Raw genomic sequence first — 18,649 nt, 5'->3', positions numbered from 1 at the left:
CAGCGGCGGCGCTGACCGTGGTCTTCGCAATGCGGGTCGCCGGGCGCGAACGCAGGTAGTAAGTGGTCTTGACGCCGGCCTTCCACGCGTACATGTACATGGACGAGAGCTGGCCGATGTTCGGGTTTTCCATGAACAGGTTCAGCGACTGGCTCTGGTCGATATACGCGCCGCGGGCGGCGGCCAGGTCGATCAACGCCTTCTGCGGCAGTTCCCACACGGTGCGGTAGATGGCGCGCAGCTCCGCCGGGATCGCGTTGATGCCCTGCACCGAGCCCTCGGCCAGCTTGATCTGGTCGCGGATATCGGCGGTCCACAGGCCGAGCGTCTTCAGCTCTTCCACCAGGTGGCGGTTGACCACCAGGAAGTCGCCCGACAGCGTCTCGCGCTTGAACAGGTTGGAGACCTGCGGTTCGATGCACTCGTAGCAACCGGCGATCGAGGCGATGGTCGCGGTCGGCGCGATCGCGATGAGCAGCGAGTTGCGCAGGCCGTGCGTCTTCACCTTCTCGCGCAGCTCGGCCCAGCGGCCATCCTTGCCGTGCGGCGTCGCGGCCTGCCAGTAGTCGAACTGGAGCTCGCCATTCGCGGCGCGGCTTTCATCGAAGCCCGGGTGCGCGCCATCACGCTCGGCGATCTCGTTCGACTGCGACAGCGCGTGGAAGTAGATCTCTTCGGAGATGCGCGTGGAGAGCTCGCGTGCCTCATCCGAATCGAAGCGCAGGCGCAGCTTGAAGAACACATCCTGCAGGCCCATGACGCCCAGGCCGACCGGACGCCACTTCATGTTCGCCGTGCGCGCGGTATCGATCGGGTAGAAGTTCAGGTCGATCACGCGGTTGAGCTGGCGCACCGCGGTGCGGACCGTGGTCGCGAGCTTCTCGAAATCGAAGGCGCCATCGACGACGTGGCGGGCCAGGTTCACCGAGCCGAGGTTGCACACGGCGGTCTCGCCGGCGTTCGTCACCTCGAGGATCTCGGTGCACAGGTTCGAGAGGTGGATGACGTTTTCCGGGCGGGCGGTCTGGTTGCTGGTCGCGTTGGAGCGATCCTTGAAGGTCATCCAGCCGTTACCCGTCTGCGCCAGCGAGCGCAGCATGCGGGCGTACAGCTCGCGCGCCTTCACCGACTTCACGGCCAGGCCATCGGCCTCGGCCTTCGCGTAGGCGGCGTCGAACGTCTCGCCCCAGGTGTCGACGAAGTGCGGGACGATCTTCGGATCGAACAGCGACCAGTCGCCGTCGGTTTCCACGCGGCGCATGAACAGGTCGGGCACCCAGTTCGCGAGGTTCAGGTTGTGCGTGCGGCGCGCGTCGTCGCCGGTGTTCTCACGCAGCTCGAGGAACTCCTCGATATCGGCATGCCAGGTTTCCAGGTACACGCAGGCAGCGCCCTTGCGCTTGCCGCCCTGGTTCACCGCGGCGACCGACGCGTCGAGCGTCTTCAGCCACGGCACCAGGCCGTTCGAGTGGCCGTTGGTGCCACGGATGAGCGAACCGCGCGAACGGATGCGCGAGTAAGCGAGGCCGATGCCGCCGGCGAACTTCGACAGCTGGGCCACGTCGCCGTACTTCGCGTAGATCGACGCGAGGTCATCTTCCGGCGAATCGAGCAGGAAGCACGACGAGAGCTGCTCGTGCGCCGTGCCGGCGTTGAACAGGGTCGGCGAGCTGGCGAGGTATTCCAGCGACGACAGCATGCGGTACAGCTCGAGCGTCTCGGCAACATCGTTGCCGCCGAGCGCGCACGCGATGCGCATGAAGAAGTACTGCGGCGTCTCGATGACGTGGCGCTTGGTCGGGTGGCGCAGCAGGTAGCGGTCGTACACCGTGCGCAGGCCGAAGTACTCGAAACGGCGCGAGGCGTTGAGGTCGATGGCGTCGTTGAGCTTGCGGGCGTTGGCCTGCACGAACGCGCGCAGGCGCTCGTTGAGGATGCCGAGCTCGCCGCCGATGGTGATCGACTGGGAGAACGACTGGATCTCCTGGCCGCTCACTTCCTTGTCGATGAAGGCGGAGAGCAGGCGCGCGGCGAGCTGGCCGTACTCCGGCTCTTCGGCGGTCAGCGCCGCGGCGGTGCGGATCGAGAGCTGGTCGAGCTCCTGCGTGCTGGCGCCGTCATACAGGCCGCCGATGGTCTTCAGCGCGACGCGCATCGGATCCACGGCGAACAGGCCATCGGCGCTGCGCGTCACCCCGCGCCCGATCGTGTTCACGTCCACGGTTTGCTGGCCGCCGTTGGGCTTCGTGACGCGCATCTGGCCGGGGTTGTGCGGAGGGGTCAGGGCGAACGCCGGCGGGGCGTCCTGTCGGTAGCCCGCTGCGGGGGCCTTCTCGTTGTTGTTTTCGTGGGTGGTAGCGGCGGCTGCTTCGGCCGTCTCTGTGCGCTCGCGCGCTGCGGAATCCATCGTCGTCATGCTGGCGTGCCCCAGGGCCTGGTCCAAACTCCCGTTCCCTCGGACGGGGCTAGGCGTGGGTGGGCCAACGGGAAAGCCGGGGATGAAGCCGCACGGAGGGGCTTCGATCCGCGACGTGCTCCCCCGCGGAAGCCGTCACCACGAACCGGGCCTCTTCGGCCACGGCTGTTGGCAGGTCTTCGGACTTCGTGGACTTGGCGGCTTTCGCCACCGGCCTACCCGTCGCTTCCCAGCTCCCCGTGGAGCCAGTGCATTGAACGGGGTCGTTTCCACTTACCGCTGCGGGGCAGTTCCGGATTCACACCGGATTCCCTATTAAGTCCGACGGGCACTCGCGCCGCCTCGGACACCAACGGGACACACGATATAGGCGAGTCCAGGGCAGGTCAACACAAGATATAGGGGATTTTTTCCAATGCGCTGATGACTCAATGGGTTGGCCGATCTACCTCTTCGCCACACTGGTAACGGAGTGATCAGCGGCGTTACACGTATGTGAAGACCGCCTACACATCAGCCGTGAGACCCGACGCTAAGATTCCGACCCGCTCCACCCATGCCAAGGGACCGTCCGGATAGATGCCATCAACGTTCGACATGACCGAGGACCAGCTGCGGCAGGCCCAGAAGATGGATGCCATCGGGAAGCTCACCGGCGGCGTGGCACATGACTTCAACAACCTGCTTCAGGTCATCAGCGGCAACCTGCAGCTGCTGGCCACTGACGTAGCAGGTAATCCAAGGGCCGAACGCCGCGTGGCCAACGCCATGGCCGGCGTCGAGCGGGGTTCACGCCTCGCGGCCCAGTTGCTCGCCTTTGGCCGCCGCCAGCCGCTGGCGCCCAAGGTCGTGAATGTCGGCCGGTTCGTCCGTGGCATGGACGACCTGCTGCGGCGCTCACTGGGCGAGGCGATCGAGGTGGAAACCGTGATCGCCGGCGGCCTGTGGAACACCCTGGTCGATATCGGCAACGTCGAGAACGCCCTGCTGAACCTGGCGATCAACGCTCGCGACGCCATGGGCGGGCAGGGCAAGCTCACGATCGAGGCGGGCAATGCGCTGCTCGATGAGTCTTATGCCAACGCGCACGGCGACCTGAAGTCCGGCCAGTACGTGATGCTGGCGGTGAGCGACACCGGCTGCGGCATCGCCCCGGAGGTCTTGCCCCAGGTGTTCGAGCCGTTCTTCACGACCAAGCCGGAGGGCAAGGGCACCGGCCTCGGCCTCTCCATGGTCTACGGCTTCGTGAAGCAGTCCGGCGGCCACGTGAAGATCTACAGCGAGCTGGACCACGGCACGACGGTCAAGATCTACCTGCCGCGCTCCACGCAGAGCGAGGATCGCCTGGTCGCACTTGAAGAAGGCGGGCTGCACCGCGGTGACGAAACCATCCTGGTGGCCGAGGATGACGACGAGGTCCGCGAGATCGTGGTGGGCATGCTGGCCGACCTGGGATACCGCGTGCTGAAGGCGCGCGACGCGGAGAGCGCGCTTTCGATCATCGAGAGCGGCATGGCGATCGACCTGCTGTTCACCGACGTGGTCATGCCAGGCCCGCTGCGCAGCACGGAGCTCGCACGCAAGGCGGTGGAGCGCCAGCCGGGCATGGCCGTGCTGTTTACCTCGGGCTATACCGAGAACGCCATCGTGCATGGCGGGCGCCTGGATGAAGGCGTCGAACTGCTGAGCAAGCCGTACACCCGCGAGGCCCTGGCGCGGCGCGTGCGCCACGTGCTCGCCCAGCGCTCACCGGTGGAACCATCGGCGATCCCTTCGCCGGCACCGTCAGCTCCCGCTCCGCGACCGTGGCAGCCGCTGCGCGTGCTGGTGGTGGAAGACGATGCGCTGATCCGCATGAGCATCGCGGAGATGCTGGAAACGCGCGGGCATACCGTGTTCGAGGCGGGCGATGGCAACGAGGCCATCCGCGTGCACACGAACGAGACCATCGACGTCCTCTTGGCCGACGTGGGCCTGCCTGGGATGAACGGCGTGGAAGTGGCCGAACGCATGCGCGAGACGCGGCCCGACCTCCCGGTGTTGTTCGCCACGGGCGACCAGACCGCCAACGGCGTGGTGCGTGATGCACGCACAGCGGTGATCGTGAAGCCTTATGGCGTGGCCGACCTGACCGAGGCGATCGGGCGTATTACGCGGGGTTAAGGCGAACTAGCACGCGAACTGAAACGTAGGAGCCCACCCTGTGGGCGACATCTTTCGCGATATCGGCGCAGGGCCTGTGGCGGCGGCGCGAGAGGCGTCGCTCACAGGGTGAGCTCCTACGACGCGCATTGCGCTTGCGCGTCTACATCCCTGCCATCTTCTTCCCCTGCTTCAACACCGCATCGCACGCCTTGTGCACGATCTTTCCCTTGATGTCGGTGGAATCGTTGCTGTTGCCGCCGGTGAGGTCGACCTTCTTGCCGTCGCCGGTCGTCAGCAGGCCCTTCGCGCCATCGAGGTAGCCCTTGTCCTGCGTCGGCTCGGCGGCGCTGGTGCCCTTCTTCGACTTGCCTGTCATCGAGCCCAGCAGGTTGCTGCCCGACGAACCGCCGGCATCGGTATTCGCCGCGTTCTGGTCGCCGGAGAGGCTGCCGAGCAGCTTGTCCTTGACCCCTGCGGCACCGGAACCGCCGCCGAGGTAGTTGTTGTTGATGCAGTACTGGATGATGCCCGCGGCATTGCTGGCGCTGCCGGAGGTCAGGCTGCCCCCCGAGCCGCTGCCCATGAGTCCGCCCAGCTTGTCGAGCTGCATGGCGGATGCGGCGGTGCTTGCGATGGCGAGGCCCAGGGCGAGGCCGACGAGGCGGGTCTTCATGACGGTGGCTCCGGTTGGCATGGGTGCGTACTGTGTAGACCCGCACGCGTTAGACGGATGTGTGCGGGTATGCTCGAGGGTTCGTGCCTTGTTCCCGGGATGCCACGCCGTGCCCCTTCGCACCCTGTTCCTTCTCCTTGGCCTCGTGCCCGCCTGCGGTCTTGCCGCCACCCTGGAGCGGCTTCGCGTTGAGCGGACCGAAGCGCCGCTCAATGTCGATGCGGCAAAGCCGCGGTTCTCATGGGTGATCCATGCCGAAAAGAACGCCACGGTGCAGCAGGGCTATCGAGTCCAGGTGAGTCACGCCGGCAAGCGCCTGTGGGATAGCGGCGATGTCCGCGGAGGCCAGTCTATCGACGTGCCGTATGGCGGCCCCGCGCTGGCGCCGGGCGAGCGCTACGAATGGCAGGTCGATGTACGCACGACCGAAGGCCCGGCGAGCGCGCAAGGCCACTTCGGCACGATCGTGGACGAGGCCGGGTGGGCGGGCGCGCAATGGATCGGCAAGGCCGATGCCGCAAGCCCGCCGGCACCCCTGCTGCGTCGCCGCTTCCGCGTGGGCACGAATGTCACGGGTGCCACGCTCTACGTCGCCGCGGGCGGCTATGCCGACATGAGCCTGGATGGCCGACCGGTCAGTGATGCGGTGCTTTCGCCGGGCTTCACCGATTATGCGAAGCGCGTGGAAGTCGTTGCCACGGATGTCGCGCTGACGCCCGGTGAGCACACGCTGGACGCAGAGCTTGGCCGTGGTTTCTACGGCATGACCAATCCGAACGTCTGGCACTGGGAGCGCGCGCCCTGGCACGGCCAGCCGCGCCTGCGTGCGGTGCTGGTCATCCGTTACGCGGATGGCCGGGTCGAGCGCATCCCCACCGATACCCGCTGGGAACTGGCCGATGGCCCGACGCGGCTGGATGACCTGTATGGCGGGGAAGACTACGACGCCCGCGCTGCGATACCCGCGCAGTGGGTGCCGGCTACCGTGCTGCCGGCGCCGACAGGGCGCCTGGTCGCGCAGATCGAGCAGCCCATACGCATCACGGGAACGCTTGGCGCCACGGAAATCGCCGAACCGAAGCCGGGCACATATGTCTTCGCCTTCCCCCGCGTGATCGCCGGCTGGGCCGACTTCACCGTGGAGGGCCCGGCGGGGACGGTGGTAACCGCACGCTATGGCGAGAAGCTGCTGCCCGATGGCACGGTGGATGCGCGCGACGAACACCACTACTTCAAGCACGGTTTCCAGACCGATCACCTGACCCTCGGCGATGGGCGCACGCACTGGCATCCGCGCTTTTCCTATAAGGGCTTTCGCTACGTGCAGGTCGATGGCTGGCCGGGGCCAGGGCGCCCGTCGCTGGATGCGGTGAAGGCGCAGCTGGTGCACACCGATGTCGAGGTGGCGGGGCGCTTCGACAGCGCCAACGACCTGCTCAACTGGATCCATCGCGCCACCGTGGACACCCTGCTCAACAACCTGCATGGGATCCCGACCGATACACCCATGTACGAGAAGAACGGCTGGACCGGCGATGGCATGCTCGGCGCGGACATGTTCCTGCGCAACGTCGATGCTGGCCCGCTGCTCACGAAGTGGGTGCGTGATATCGCCGATACGCGCGGCGCGGATGGCGCGCCGCTGGTGACCGCACCGAACGCGGGCTGGGCGCTGGACGTGCATGCGCCCACCTGGCACTCGGCCTATGTGCTGGTGCCGTGGTCGTTGTACATGGCGACGGGCGATCGCGCGCCGATCGATGAGCACCTCGCGGGCATGGCGCGTTACGTCGCGATGGAAGACGCGCGCTCGCCGGGTGGCATCGCGAATACGGAGCTCGGCGATTGGGTGAGTCCGGAAACGGATCCGTCCGGCGAGAATGCACCGGAGGACAAGCGGGTCGCGGGCACGGCTTATCTGTATCGCATGGAGCGCGTGGTCGCCGAGATGCAACGGCTTGCCGGTGACGAGGCCGGAGCCAGGCGTTTCGATGGCATGGCGGACCGGGTTCGCGATGCCTTCAACGCCCACTTCCTCGATCGCGGGAAGGGCGTCTACCGTGGCGAAGGCGACCAGGGCTACCGGCAGGCGCATAACCTGCTCGCGCTGGGGTTTGGCCTGGTGCCCGATGCGCTGCGTGAGCGCGTGGCCGCCGGTGTCGCGGCCGATGCCCATGCGCGCGGCGATCACCTCGACACGGGTGCGCTCGCGACCAAGCTCATCCTCCCGGTGCTGACCGCGACGGGGCACGCCGACGAAGCCTGGGCCATCGCCACCCAGGTGACCTTCCCCAGCTGGGGCTTCTGGCGCGCGAATGGCGCCACGAGCCTGTGGGAACACTGGAAACTCGCTTCGCGCTCGCGCGGTCACTACTTCCTGGGCACGGTCGACGACTGGTTGTTCGAGGATGTCGCTGGCCTGCGCCCGCTCGCCCCCGGCTGGCGGCTGATCGGCATCCGCCCCGCGCTCACCGCGTGGCTGGATCATGCCTCCGCCGCGGTCATGACCCCGTATGGCGAGGCGTCCGTGGCGTGGCGCAAGGCGGGTGGACGTGTCGAACTGGACATTCACGTCCCGGTCGGTGCGGAGGCGGAGGTTGGATTGCCCGGCGCAAAGACGACCACGCTGGGCAGCGGCACGCATCGTCTCACGCTCCCCTGAGTCATCCGGGCGTGACCCACGTCACACAAGCGACATAAAGGGTCGCAAGGTTTTGCCGATAAAGCGCTCACGGGGGATCGTCCTGAGGGTGAAGTGGCATGTCGGCTGTAATGAAGTGGTTTGGTCGCACCACGCTGAATACGCGGGTGTGGATGGTGATGTCGATCGTGGTCCTGGGCCTGGTCGGCCAGGTGGTGATGTCCGCCATGGAAAGCCGCGATGCGCAGATGCGTTCGCTGGAGCAGGCACTTGCACAACATGTGATGACCGCGACCGCCGTGGCTGACGCGTACCACGCGCGCGCCGCGAAGGGCGAGATGAGCGATGCGCAGGCCCGTACGGAAGCGCTGCGCGTGATCGAGACGATGCGCTGGGATGGCAAGAACGGCTACGTGTTCGCGTTCGATTCCGGGCTGGCGCTGCGCATGCATCCGCTGCGCCACGACGAGCTCGGGAAGAACATCCGCGATGACGTCGATGGCAATGGCTTCCACCACTATGTCGCCATGCTCGATGCCGACACGAAGGAAGGCCACGGCTTCACCCGCTACACGCAGGTGATGCCGAAGACGAAGGAGCTGCGCGACAAGATCAGCTACTCGGCGCTGTACCAGCCGTGGGACCTGCATTTCATCTCGGGTGCCTACTTCACCGATATCGATGCGGCGTTCCGCCAGCAACTGCAGGGTGACCTGCTGAAGTCCGGCCTGATCGCCGTGCTCGCGCTGTTCGTGGTGTGGTTCTCCATGCGCAGCATCCGCGCCACGATCGGCGGCGAGCCGAACGAAGCGCAGCGCATCGCCAGCCGCATCGCCGGCGGCGACCTGCGCAACGAAGATATGGCGGGTGTTGCTCCGGAAAGCCTGCTGGGCGCGCTGGAGCGCATGCGCGGCACGCTGGCCTCGATCGTGGCGGAAGTGCAGCAGGGCGCGCACGTGGTCTCCACGACCTCCGCCGAGATTTCGCGCGGTAACGATGATCTTTCCCACCGCACGCAGGAGCAGGCTTCCAGCCTCGAGGAGACTGCGGCATCGATGGAAGAGATGACCGCGACCGTGAAGCAGAACGCTGAAAACGCGACCGCTGCCGACCGCCTCTCGCGCCATGCGCGCAGCGAAGCCGAGCGCGGCGGCGAGGTCGTGGCGCAGGCGATGGACGCGATGCGTGACATCGGCGATTCCAGCCGGCGCATCGCCGATATCGTCGGCATGATCGATGAGATCGCTTTCCAGACCAACCTGCTCGCGCTGAACGCGGCGGTCGAAGCCGCGCGTGCGGGTGAGCAGGGCCGTGGCTTCGCGGTGGTCGCTGGTGAAGTGCGCCGCCTGGCCCAGTCCAGCGCGGCGGCGTCGAAGGAGATCAAGGCGCTGATCGTCGAAAGTGGCGAACGCGTCGAAACCGGCGCGGGGCTGGTCGAGCGTTCCGCGGACGCGCTGCGCGACATCGTCGGCAGCGTGAACAAGGTGACCGATATCGTCGCCGAGATCGCGGCCGCGAGCGCCGAGCAGTCCGCCGGTGTCGATCAGGTCAACATCGCCATCGCGCAGATCGACCAGGTGACCCAGGAGAACGCGGCACTGGTGGAAGAGGCGGCCGCGGCGGCGAAATCCATGCAGGACCAGGCGCAGTCGTTGCGCGAGCAGGTAGCGTTCTTCACCGTGGACGGTGGCGCGCCTGCCGAGGCGGCCGCACCCGCGGCGCAGGACCTGCGTTTCGGTGAGCGGAAGGTCGCGCAGGATGCGGACGCGTGGGCGGAGTTCGCCTGACGCGGCACCCGTGACCTTTGGTCATCAATGTGCTGCGACAATGTCGCTTCAGTCATGGCTTGCCGGCGTCTAGCCTGTGCTCCGTCCTTTCCATACAGACGGAGCCAGCCATGTACGCCATCACCGGTATCACCGGCCAGGTCGGGGCCTCGCTAGCCGAGGCCCTGCGCGCCGCCCGCCAACCTTTCCGCGCCATCGTGCGCGATGCGGCCAAGGCCGCACGCTTCGAACAGGCCGCGATCGCCGAGCTTGACGATACGCCTGCGCTGGCCAGCGCCTTCGAAGGCGCGGAGGCGGTCTTCATCCTGCTGCCGCCGCTGTTTGATCCTTCGCCGGGTTTCCCCGAGTCGACGCGTACGATTCATTCGATCAGGGATGCACTGCTCGCGGCGCGGCCCGGGCGCGTCGTCGCCCTGTCGACCATCGGCGCCGACGCACCGCACGAGAACCTGCTCTCCCAGCTCGGCCGGATGGAGCAGGTACTCGGTGCGTTGCCCATGCCAGTCACGTTCCTGCGCGCCGCTTGGTTCATGGAGAACACGCAGTGGGACATCGCCCCGGCGCGTGACCAGGGCGGCTTCGATAGCTTCCTCATGCCACTCGATCGGCGTATCGCGATGGTCGCGACGAAGGATATCGGCGAACTCGCCGCGAAGCTGCTGGGGGAAACGTGGGAAGGCGTGCGTGTCGTCGAGCTCGAAGGGCCGGTGCGGGTGAGCCGGGACGATATCGCGGCGTCGCTTGCGAAAGCGTTGGGGCGTGATGTGGTTGCGCGTGGCGTGCCGCGCGATACGTGGGAGGAGCGGTTCCGCTCGCAGGGTATGCGAAACCCAGGGCCCAGGATGCGCATGATCGATGGCTTCAACGAAGGCTGGATCGATTTCGGTGCCAGCGCGCGCAAGGGCGTGACGACGCTGGATGAGGTTGTGCGCGGGCTTGTGGCACGAGGCTAAATGCTCATCGCGCGCAAGCGCGCTCCCACAAGAACGCAGCTGTGGGAGCGCGCGATGGCGGTTGTGGGAGCGCGCGTGCGCGCGATGGATTCCCGGTGCCTTTCGTGGGAGCGCGCTTGCGCGCGATTCCCTCAGCGCTTCGGGTTAGGCAGAAACGCCGCCAGCAACCCGATCAACGGCAGGAACGCACAGATCTGGTACACGGCCTCTATGCCGTAATGGTCGGCCAGTTCGCCCAGCACCGCGGCGCCGATGCCGCCCATGCCGAACGAGAAACCGAAGAACAGCCCGGAGATCATCCCGACCTTGCCCGGGACCAGCTCCTGCGCGAATACGACGATCGCCGGGAAGGCGGATGCCAGGATCAGGCCAATGGCGATCGTGAGCGGCGCCGTCCAGAACAGGCTTGCGTGCGGCAGCAGCAGCGTGAACGGCAGCGTGCCCAGGATCGAAAACCAGATGACGTGCTTGCGGCCGAAGCGATCGCCCAACGGGCCGCCGACGATCGTGCCGACTGCAACTGCGCCGAGGAAAACGAACAGGTGCAGCTGTGCCGTTTCGACGGACGCGTTGAACTTGTGGATCAGGTAGAACGTGAAGTAACTCGTCAGGCTCGACAGGTACACGTACTTCGAGAAGATCAGCGCCAGCAGCACCGCGATGCCGCGCGTGGCTTCGCGTGCGGGCGGCGCGCTTTCCTTGTGTGCCGCGTGCGAGGCGGTCAGCCGGGTCAGGCCATGGTGGCGATACCACTGGCTGACATTCCACAGGATCGCGCAGGAGAGCAGCGCGAGCAGCGCGAAGAAGCCAAGGCTCGACTGGCCCCAGCGCACCACGACGATGGCCGCGGCGAGCGGGCCCAGCGCCTGACCCGCGTTACCGCCCACCTGGAACAGCGACTGGGCCAGGCCGTGCTTGCCACCCGAGGCCATGCGCGCCACGCGCGACGATTCCGGGTGGAACACCGACGAGCCCATGCCGAGCAGGGCGGCACCCGCCAGCAGCACCGGATACGCATGCGCCTGCGACAGGACCAGCAGGCCGGCAAGCGAGAACAGCGTGCCGCCAGGCAGCGCAAGCGGCGTGGGGCGACGGTCCGCATACAGGCCGATCAGGGGCTGCAGGATCGAGGCGGTGATCTGGTAGGTCAGCGTGATCAGGCCGATCTGGCCGAAGTCGAGCTGGAAATCGCTCTTCAGGCCGGGATAGATGGCCGGCAGCAGCGACTGCATCATGTCGTTGAGCAGGTGGCAGAAGCTGATCGCGAAGATGACGCTGTAAACGGTGGGGGCGGCAGCGCGGGTGGCCTGCGCCGCCGCGTCGGCTGGGGCTTGCATGGGGCGGTCCTGGGGTAGGGATGACATATGAAACCACGCCCGGCCGTGTCCCGCGCTAGAATGCGGGTCAAAACCCTTTGAGTTTGGGCCAACGATCATGCCACTCAGCGATGCTGACGCCTTCGAGGCGACGCCACGACCGATCGTCTCCCGTGGCAATACGTATCCGGCCGCCTTCGAACTGCCGACCCACCAGCACCGGCGCGGCCAGCTCCTGTATGCCTCCGAGGGCACGATCGCGATCACGACGCCATATGGCGCATGGATCGCACCGCCGGAGCGCGCCGTGTGGATTCCGTCGGGTACGCCGCATGCGGTCCGGATGATCGGGGCGGTGAAGACGCGCAGCGTCTACATCGAGCCGGAGGTGACGGGGGCGGCGGGCGAGGCTTGCCGGGTCATCGCGGTGTCGCCGCTGCTGCGCTCGCTGCTGGTGGAAGCGGTGCAGGTTCCCCGCGAATACGATCCTGCCGGGCGCGACGGCCTGCTGATGGCATTGCTCGTGGAAGAGATCAATCGCGCGCCGCGCGTGCCGCTGGATCTTCCGTTGCCGACCGATCCGGCACTGGCCTCGCTATCGGCGCACTTCCTCGAGCACCCGAACGTCGCCGAGGGCATCGATGCCTGGGCGGCTGGCCTCGGCATGCACCGCCGCACTTTCACCCGGCTGTTCCGCCGCGAAACCGGCATGAGCTTCGCACGCTGGCGCCAGCAGGCCTGCCTGCTCGCCGCCTTGCCGCGGCTGGCCGCCGGCGATGCGGTGACCGATGTCGCGCTCGACCTGGGTTATGAAAGCGCCACCAGCTTTTCGACGATGTTCCGCCGCGCGCTGGGCAAGCCGCCGTCGGACTACCGCGCGGCCTGACGCGCCTCGGCGCACCCGGCGCGAATCACCTTTTCGACGATGCGCGCGGGCGGGTCGGTGATCTCCACCCAGGCCGCCTCTGTCCGCGATGGCTCCTCGAGCGTGGCGAGCTGGCTGTCGAGCAGGGCGGGATCGAAGAAGTGGCTGCCCCGCTCGCGCAGGCGTTCGGCCAGCACATCCCGCGTACCGTGCAGGTAGACGAAGCGGACATCGCGGTGCTCGCCCCGCAGGAAATCGCGATAGCGCCGCTTTAGCGCGGAGCAGGCGATGACCAGCGACTGGCGGCGCGCGCGGTGCTCGTCCATCACCGCGACGATGGCCGCGAGCCAGGGCTGGCGGTCGGCGTCGTCGAGTGGCACGCCGTGCGCCATCTTGTCCTTGTTGGCCTGGGGATGGAGGCTGTCGCCATCGACGAACGGGATGCCCAGGTGGCTGGCGAGGTCGCCACCCACGGTGCTCTTGCCGCTGCCGGATACACCCATGACGATCGTGATCATGCGGCAGAGCATCGCGTGATCCAGGCTACGGAATCGTGAACGGGCTGGCGTACCATCAGCGGCTGGCCCCTCGACGACCCGGCACCCATGCGAACCATCGACCTGCGCAGCGACACCGTCACCCAGCCCACCGATGCCATGCGCGAAGCGATGCTGCGCGCGCCGGTCGGCGATGACGTGTACGGCGAAGACCCCACGGTAAACGCGCTGCAGGACCGGCTCGCCGCCGACCTCGGGTTCGCCGCCGCCTTGTTCGTGCCCACCGGTACGCAGAGCAACCTGCTGGCGCTGATGAGCCATTGCGAGCGTGGCGATGAATACATCGTGGGTGCCGATGCGCACACGTATCGCTTCGAGGGCGGCGGTGCCGCCGTGCTCGGCTCGATCCAGCCGCAGCCGATCCCGCAGGCGGCCGACGGCACATTGCCGCTCGACAAGGTCGAGGCGGCGATCAAGCCGGTCGACCCGCACTTCGCCCGGTCGAAGCTGCTGGCGCTGGAAAACACCTGGCATGGCCGCGCGCTGCCCTTCGAATACATGGCCGCTGCGCGCGAGGTGGCCACGCGCCGCGGTCTGGGGCTGCATCTCGACGGCGCGCGCCTATTTAACGCGGCAATCGACTACGGCCGGAAGCCCCGCGACGTAGCGGCCGGCTTCGACAGCGTCTCCGTCTGCCTGTCGAATGGGCTGGGTGCGCCCGTGGGTTCGGTGCTGCTGGGCGACGTGAAGCTCATCGACCGCGCCCGCCGCTGGCGCAAGGTCACCGGCGGTGGCTGGCGCCAGGCCGGCTTGCTCGCCGCCGCGGCCATGCATGCGCTGGATCACCACGTCGAGCGGCTCGCGGATGATCACGCGCGGGCGAAGCGCCTGGCCGAGGCGCTCGGCAACATCGAGGGCCTCACCGTGCAGGGTTGCCACACCAACATGGTGTTCGTGGACGTCCCGCCGCAGCGCCTGCAGGACCTCGCGAAGCACACGGCCGCGAAAGGCATCCGCCTGAGCATCGGCTACCTTCCGTCAATCCGCCTGGTCACGCACCTCGACATCGACGACGAAGGCGTAGACCGCACGATCGACGCGTTCCAGACCTTCGCTTACTGACGCGGCGCCATCAACTTCCGCTGCAGCGAATAAAGGATCGCCGCATCCGTCTCATCCAGCGTATCCGTCTCCATCGCCCGGTAGTGGCGATGGAAGGCGATGATGGCCGCGCGTGGATTCGAGACGTCGTAACCGACCAGGCGCATCGCCGCGAGGCTGTCGAACCCCGGCGGCGCGGGCGTGAGCGGTGTATCGAACCACAGGCCGAAGCCATACCGCGCCAGCGTTCCCCACGGAAAAAGCACGCTGGGATCGTCCTTGCGCCCCGGTGCGATATCACCATGGCCTACGACGGCCGTGCGCGGAATGCCCAGGCGCGTGGTGAGGTCGGCCAGGAGGCGGACCAGCGCATCGATCTGCGGCTGGGTAAACGGAGAGTGCCCGTCGTTATCGATCTCGATGCCGATGGACGAGGAATTCAGGTCGGTCATGTCGCCCCAGCGCGATGCGCCGGCGTGCCACGCGCGCTCACCGTCATCGACGAGCTGGTCGATGCGGCCGTCCATCTCGATGAGGTAGTGCGCGCTGACCTCGCCCTGGCTGTTGCGCGTCTTCAGGACGCGGAGGGAAGCCTCCGCATCGCCGATCGACGTGTGGTGGAGCACGATGACCTGCGCCTTCCGTGCGTTGAAGTTCGGCGACGGCGACCAGTGCGCGAGCGCGCTGCGCTGTGGCGCGACGCGGGGAGCGCTTGCACAGCCAGCCAGTGCGGCAAGGAAGCTGGCCGCCACCACGAGGCGGAGCCAGGTGGTGGCGCGCGGCATCATGCGTCCTCGATCTCGAAGTCCCTGCTCGTGATGACCCAGGCGATGCGATCCTGCTTGCCTTCTTCCAGGTCGTCGACGACCTCGACATCGCCTGCCGTGGCCACGACGATCTGCAGGTCGATGCAGTCGCGGCCCTCGCTGAGCCACTCGGTGACATCGGTGAGGACGAGGCCGTGGTTGTTCAGCCCATCCCTGAGCGTGCGGACGTCGGTGTCCTTGAGCTCGATGTCCTTGTAGGAGAGGGTGCCGCCCAGCACTTCGATGTCGGCAAGCTTGTTGTCGACGAAGCGCAGGCGCAGCCATTCCTCGCCGCCCCGGACGAACTCGTCTTCGTCATCCCACATGGGGTTCGAGGGCGGGATCGGCTCGCCCAGCGCGGCGCGAAGGGTGGCGCGCTTCTCGTTGAAGAAGATCTCGGTTTTGCCGTGGCGGATGCCGCGGCCGGGGACCAGTTCACAATGTTCCATGAGCGTCTCTCGTCATTAGTTCGCGGCATTCCCGCCCTGATAGCATCGTTCGCACGGCATGGTTGCAAACAGGCGATCTTGCCCACGTCAACTCATGGCTTGTGGTCGCGTCCCAGGTAGTCCTCGCTCTGCATCTCGATCAGGCGTGACTCGGTGCGGCCAAATTCGGCGCGCACGCGTTTGCCATCGTAGAGCTCGGTAATCGGCGCCGCCGCCGACAACGCCAACTTTACGTGGCGATCGTAGAACTCGTCCACCAGCAGGACAAAGCGCTTGGCCTCGTTTTCTGTGAAATCGGTGAACTGCGGCACGCCGGAGAGGATCACCGTCGGATACGTCTTCGCCAGCTCGATGTAGTCCGTGACCGCGCGCGGGCCCTCGCACAACGCGGAGAAATCGAACCAGATGATGTTCGCCGCGCGGCGGCGTACCGGGATCTCACGGCTGTTCACGGTGAGCGTCCCGGCGTCTTCGATCTCGCCCTGGGCCTGCTCGGTGAAGATCTTCGCCAGCGAGCGCTCGGCTTCGGCGCCCGGCGGCACGAGGTAGACCGAGGCCTGGGTCAGCGAGCGCAGGCGCCAGTCGCGGGGCGAGACCATCTCGTGCACCACGCAGTACTTCTCGAGCGCCGCGATCGCCGGAAGGAACCGCGCCCGCTGCAGGCCATCCTTGTAAAGGTTGGCGGGCATCGTGTTCGACGTCGTCACGAGCGTGACCCCGCGAGAGAACAGGCCTTCGAGCAGGCCGGCCATGATCATGGCATCGCCGATATCGAGGATGATGAATTCATCGAGGCAGAGCACGCGGTGCTTCGCGGCGATACGCGAGGCGACTTCATCCAGCGGATTCTGTCGTTCACCGAGCTCGCGCAGGGTCGCGTGCGTTTCCTGCATGAAGCGGTGGAAATGCCTGCGCAGCGCGAGGCCCGGTGACAGGCTCGAGACGAACAGGTCCATGAGGAAGGTCTTGCCGCGGCCGACACTCCCCCACAGGTACAGCCCTTTCACCGGCTCGCGCGGGACATCGCCGCCGAGCATGGACTTGAGCCGGCCGAACAAGCCGCCACCCGCCGGCTCGGCCGGCTGGCAGAGCGCCGCGTGCATGCGGTCGAACTCGGCGATGACGCCCAGCTGCGCCGGGTCGGATTCCCAGCGATGGCCCACGACGCCGTCCCGGTAGCGTTCGCCGGGCGTCAGCTCCGTGCAGCTCATGCCTCGTCGCCGTCCGGCAGGGGCGGCCAATCCTTCACCTCGTGGCGGATCACGCCACGCAGGTCCATGAGCCTGCGATGGAAGAAGTGGCTCGTCTCCTCCATCTTCACCAGCTTCGGCCGCTTGTCTTCGGGCAGGCTCTCGATCCAGTCGTAGACCGCCTGGGGCTCGACGATCTCGTCGGCGTCGCCCATGACCACGAGCCACGGGCAGGTCGGCAGGTCGAGCGGCCCGAAGTCCCAGCCGCGGCCGGCGGCGGGCGGCGCGATGCTGATCAGCGCGCTGGCACCCAGGGCCACCGCGTTGCGCAGCGTGACATAGCTGCCGAAGGAGAAGCCGGCGAGCCACAGCTTCGCGCCGGGTCGAACCTTGCGCGCCCAGGCCACCACGGTGGCGAGGTCGTCGCTCTCCCCGTGGCCATGGTCGAAGTCGCCGTCGGACCGGCCGACGCTGCGGAAATTGAAGATGACCGTGTCCACGCCGGACTCGCGCAAGGCGCGCTCCACCATGGTCACGACCTTGTTGTGCATGCTGCCGCCGTCCGTGGAAAGCGGGTGGCAGATCACGGCAATGGCGTTCCTGCGGCCCTCGGTCGCAGCCTTGGCCTCACATTCGAGCTTGCCCGCGGGCCCGGCCAGCGCGAAGCTCAGCGTTTCGTCCGGAAAGCTCTCCGGCGCTGTAGGTAGAAGATCAGTCATGCCCGCCATGATAACCGCTGGCCGCGCCACCCGCGCCGGAGCCCGCCCGTGAACGTGCTGGCGCATGCGCTGCTGGCCGGCCACGACGCGGGCTTGCGCCTGGGCGGCGTGATGGGCGATTTCGTCCGCGGTACCCCGGATGATTCACTGCCACCGCGGGTGCGCGATGGCATCTACCTGCACCGGGCGATCGACGGCTATACGGATACACATCCGTTGGTGCGCAACGCACGCGAGGCCATGCCGCCGCCGTTCCGGCGTTACGCGGGCATCTTCCTGGATGTGTGGTTCGACCATTGCCTGGCGCGCGATTTCACCCGCTACTGCGCGACGCCCCTGCAGGTGTTCTCGGATGACCTGCGGGCGGAGTTGCATGCGGCGGGGCCCCTGCTGCCGGATGGCCTGAAGCGCTTCCTTTCTTATATGGATGCGAACGACCTGCCGGCCGGCTATGCGGACGTGGACCGGGTGGCGGCGGCATTGGGCGGCCTGTCGAGGCGGCTGTCGCGGGCGAACCCGGTGGGCGAATCGGTGCCGTTGCTGCTGGAGCACGACGCGATGCTGCGCGAGACTTTCGCCGCATTTTTCCCACAGCTTCAGTCATTTGCGCTCGATTGGATTGCCGCGCGGTAGCCACGCGCCTTTCCTTCGGCTCATTCACGTACGCGAATGCATGTCGTGACGAACAGGCTCGCCTTCGGCTTCGCGGGGCTCGGCTTCGCCATCGCTTCTAGCGCTCTGACGTCTCTGGAAAGAGCCCTTGGCGCCCACCCTCGCTGCTCAGACAGTCCTCGTCGTTCGAAAAGGAAGGCCGCTACGCGGCCCATGTACTTATTTGGCCTACGGCCGCGAACCGGCGGCTGGGCGGGGGTTTGAACCTCGCCATCCATGGCTCGATTTCAAACGGCCGGCCCTCCATGGCCGGCCCCCTGACGGGCTGTTCCCGCCCAGCCGCCTCGCCTGCGGAACTCGCCTCGAGGGTGGGCGCCAAGGGCTCTCGGACGCGGTGGGGTTGGGTGGTGGGAGAGCCGGGGTCGCTTCGATGGTGAGGCACGGCTTCATCGCGCTGTAGGTGATCGCGCGCAAGCGCG

Annotated in this window: 15 protein-coding genes and 1 riboswitch; of the genes, 7 read left to right on the top strand and 8 right to left on the bottom strand. The window is 67.0% G+C overall.

Annotated features, from left to right (window positions below; all coding sequences use genetic code 11):
• Window positions 1-2,416, bottom strand: a 2,416-nt coding sequence (locus ACTHLF_RS14565; protein ID WP_440328066.1) for a ribonucleoside-diphosphate reductase subunit alpha, incomplete at its 3' end; no start/stop codon positions are given.
• 153 nt (window positions 2,417-2,569) lie between these two features.
• A riboswitch (cobalamin riboswitch) is annotated at window positions 2,570-2,785 on the bottom strand.
• A gap of 210 nt (window positions 2,786-2,995) precedes the next feature.
• Here ACTHLF_RS14565 and ACTHLF_RS14560 point away from each other — a divergent pair.
• Entirely contained in the window at window positions 2,996-4,579 is a 1,584-nt protein-coding gene (locus tag ACTHLF_RS14560; RefSeq protein ID WP_440328065.1) for a response regulator, read from the top strand.
• A 142-nt stretch (window positions 4,580-4,721) separates the two neighbouring features.
• Here the strand turns inward: ACTHLF_RS14560 and ACTHLF_RS14555 are convergent, their stop codons facing one another.
• Window positions 4,722-5,234: a DUF2501 domain-containing protein gene (locus tag ACTHLF_RS14555; RefSeq protein ID WP_440328064.1), complete on the bottom strand. Its 513-nt coding sequence runs from the start codon at window positions 5,232-5,234 to the stop codon at window positions 4,722-4,724.
• A gap of 109 nt (window positions 5,235-5,343) precedes the next feature.
• Between ACTHLF_RS14555 and ACTHLF_RS14550 the strand changes: the two genes are divergently transcribed.
• The 3 genes from ACTHLF_RS14550 to ACTHLF_RS14540 all read left to right on the top strand — a co-directional run bounded on the left by ACTHLF_RS14550 (window position 5,344) and on the right by ACTHLF_RS14540 (window position 10,615).
• Window positions 5,344-7,896 carry a family 78 glycoside hydrolase catalytic domain gene (locus ACTHLF_RS14550; protein ID WP_440328063.1) on the top strand — a complete coding sequence of 851 codons (2,553 nt, stop codon included), beginning with the start codon at window positions 5,344-5,346 and terminating at the stop codon, window positions 7,894-7,896.
• A 98-nt stretch (window positions 7,897-7,994) separates the two neighbouring features.
• Window positions 7,995-9,662: a methyl-accepting chemotaxis protein gene (locus ACTHLF_RS14545; RefSeq protein ID WP_440328062.1), complete on the top strand. Its 1,668-nt coding sequence runs from the start codon at window positions 7,995-7,997 to the stop codon at window positions 9,660-9,662.
• Between the two features lie 110 nt (window positions 9,663-9,772).
• Entirely contained in the window at window positions 9,773-10,615 is an 843-nt protein-coding gene (locus ACTHLF_RS14540) for an NAD(P)H-binding protein (RefSeq protein ID WP_440328061.1), read from the top strand.
• A gap of 131 nt (window positions 10,616-10,746) precedes the next feature.
• Here ACTHLF_RS14540 and ACTHLF_RS14535 read toward each other — a convergent pair whose 3' ends face one another.
• Window positions 10,747-11,952: an MFS transporter gene (locus ACTHLF_RS14535; protein ID WP_440328060.1), complete on the bottom strand. Its 1,206-nt coding sequence runs from the start codon at window positions 11,950-11,952 to the stop codon at window positions 10,747-10,749.
• 97 nt (window positions 11,953-12,049) lie between these two features.
• Here ACTHLF_RS14535 and ACTHLF_RS14530 point away from each other — a divergent pair, with 97 nt between their 5' ends.
• Window positions 12,050-12,817: an AraC family transcriptional regulator gene (locus tag ACTHLF_RS14530; protein ID WP_440328059.1), complete on the top strand. Its 768-nt coding sequence runs from the start codon at window positions 12,050-12,052 to the stop codon at window positions 12,815-12,817.
• Here the strand turns inward: ACTHLF_RS14530 and ACTHLF_RS14525 are convergent.
• Window positions 12,802-13,314 carry a gluconokinase gene (locus tag ACTHLF_RS14525; protein WP_440328058.1) on the bottom strand — a complete coding sequence of 171 codons (513 nt, stop codon included), beginning with the start codon at window positions 13,312-13,314 and terminating at the stop codon, window positions 12,802-12,804. The genes ACTHLF_RS14530 and ACTHLF_RS14525 overlap by 16 nt on opposite strands.
• An 87-nt stretch (window positions 13,315-13,401) precedes the next feature.
• Here ACTHLF_RS14525 and ltaE point away from each other — a divergent pair, with 87 nt between their 5' ends.
• A complete protein-coding gene (gene ltaE / locus ACTHLF_RS14520) occupies window positions 13,402-14,415 on the top strand; it encodes a low-specificity L-threonine aldolase (protein ID WP_440328057.1) in 1,014 nt (337 codons plus the stop codon).
• On the opposite strand, the gene ACTHLF_RS14515 is transcribed toward ltaE, so the two are convergent.
• The 4 genes from ACTHLF_RS14515 to ACTHLF_RS14500 all read right to left on the bottom strand — a co-directional run bounded on the left by ACTHLF_RS14515 (window position 14,409) and on the right by ACTHLF_RS14500 (window position 17,558).
• Complete coding sequence (locus ACTHLF_RS14515; RefSeq protein ID WP_440328056.1) at window positions 14,409-15,182, bottom strand: N-acetylmuramoyl-L-alanine amidase; 774 nt, start codon at window positions 15,180-15,182, stop codon at window positions 14,409-14,411. The two genes, ltaE and ACTHLF_RS14515, sit on opposite strands and share 7 nt — an antisense overlap.
• The gene (locus tag ACTHLF_RS14510; RefSeq protein ID WP_440328055.1) at window positions 15,179-15,649 is read right to left on the bottom strand and encodes a hypothetical protein; all 471 of its coding nucleotides are present in this window, start codon (window positions 15,647-15,649) and stop codon (window positions 15,179-15,181) included. Before ACTHLF_RS14510 ends, ACTHLF_RS14515 begins: the two co-directional genes overlap by 4 nt.
• 92 nt (window positions 15,650-15,741) lie before the next feature.
• Complete coding sequence (gene zapE, locus ACTHLF_RS14505; protein ID WP_440328054.1) at window positions 15,742-16,860, bottom strand: cell division protein ZapE; 1,119 nt, start codon at window positions 16,858-16,860, stop codon at window positions 15,742-15,744.
• Window positions 16,857-17,558 carry an alpha/beta hydrolase gene (locus ACTHLF_RS14500; protein WP_440328053.1) on the bottom strand — a complete coding sequence of 234 codons (702 nt, stop codon included), beginning with the start codon at window positions 17,556-17,558 and terminating at the stop codon, window positions 16,857-16,859. The genes zapE and ACTHLF_RS14500 overlap by 4 nt, the downstream gene beginning before the upstream one ends.
• 48 nt (window positions 17,559-17,606) lie before the next feature.
• Between ACTHLF_RS14500 and ACTHLF_RS14495 the strand changes: the two genes are divergently transcribed.
• Complete coding sequence (locus ACTHLF_RS14495) at window positions 17,607-18,191, top strand: ACP phosphodiesterase (protein WP_440328052.1); 585 nt, start codon at window positions 17,607-17,609, stop codon at window positions 18,189-18,191.
• Window positions 18,192-18,649 lie beyond the last annotated feature (458 nt).

It is taken from the genome of Luteibacter sp., from assembly GCF_051958795.1.
GTDB lineage: Bacteria > Pseudomonadota > Gammaproteobacteria > Xanthomonadales > Rhodanobacteraceae > Luteibacter.
This window is presented reverse-complemented; position numbering and strand designations above follow the sequence as displayed.

Coding starts and splice junctions, on each gene's coding strand:
- ACTHLF_RS14500 (WP_440328053.1), bottom strand. CDS start 17,558: ATGACTGATCTTCTACCTACAGCGCCGGAGAGCTTTCCGGACGAAACG.
- ACTHLF_RS14560 (WP_440328065.1), top strand. CDS start 2,996: ATGCCATCAACGTTCGACATGACCGAGGACCAGCTGCGGCAGGCCCAG.
- ACTHLF_RS14530 (WP_440328059.1), top strand. CDS start 12,050: ATGCCACTCAGCGATGCTGACGCCTTCGAGGCGACGCCACGACCGATC.
- ACTHLF_RS14525 (WP_440328058.1), bottom strand. CDS start 13,314: ATGATCACGATCGTCATGGGTGTATCCGGCAGCGGCAAGAGCACCGTG.
- ACTHLF_RS14545 (WP_440328062.1), top strand. CDS start 7,995: ATGTCGGCTGTAATGAAGTGGTTTGGTCGCACCACGCTGAATACGCGG.
- ACTHLF_RS14555 (WP_440328064.1), bottom strand. CDS start 5,234: ATGAAGACCCGCCTCGTCGGCCTCGCCCTGGGCCTCGCCATCGCAAGC.
- zapE (WP_440328054.1), bottom strand. CDS start 16,860: ATGAGCTGCACGGAGCTGACGCCCGGCGAACGCTACCGGGACGGCGTC.
- ACTHLF_RS14515 (WP_440328056.1), bottom strand. CDS start 15,182: ATGATGCCGCGCGCCACCACCTGGCTCCGCCTCGTGGTGGCGGCCAGC.
- ACTHLF_RS14535 (WP_440328060.1), bottom strand. CDS start 11,952: ATGCAAGCCCCAGCCGACGCGGCGGCGCAGGCCACCCGCGCTGCCGCC.
- ACTHLF_RS14540 (WP_440328061.1), top strand. CDS start 9,773: ATGTACGCCATCACCGGTATCACCGGCCAGGTCGGGGCCTCGCTAGCC.
- ltaE (WP_440328057.1), top strand. CDS start 13,402: ATGCGAACCATCGACCTGCGCAGCGACACCGTCACCCAGCCCACCGAT.
- ACTHLF_RS14510 (WP_440328055.1), bottom strand. CDS start 15,649: ATGGAACATTGTGAACTGGTCCCCGGCCGCGGCATCCGCCACGGCAAA.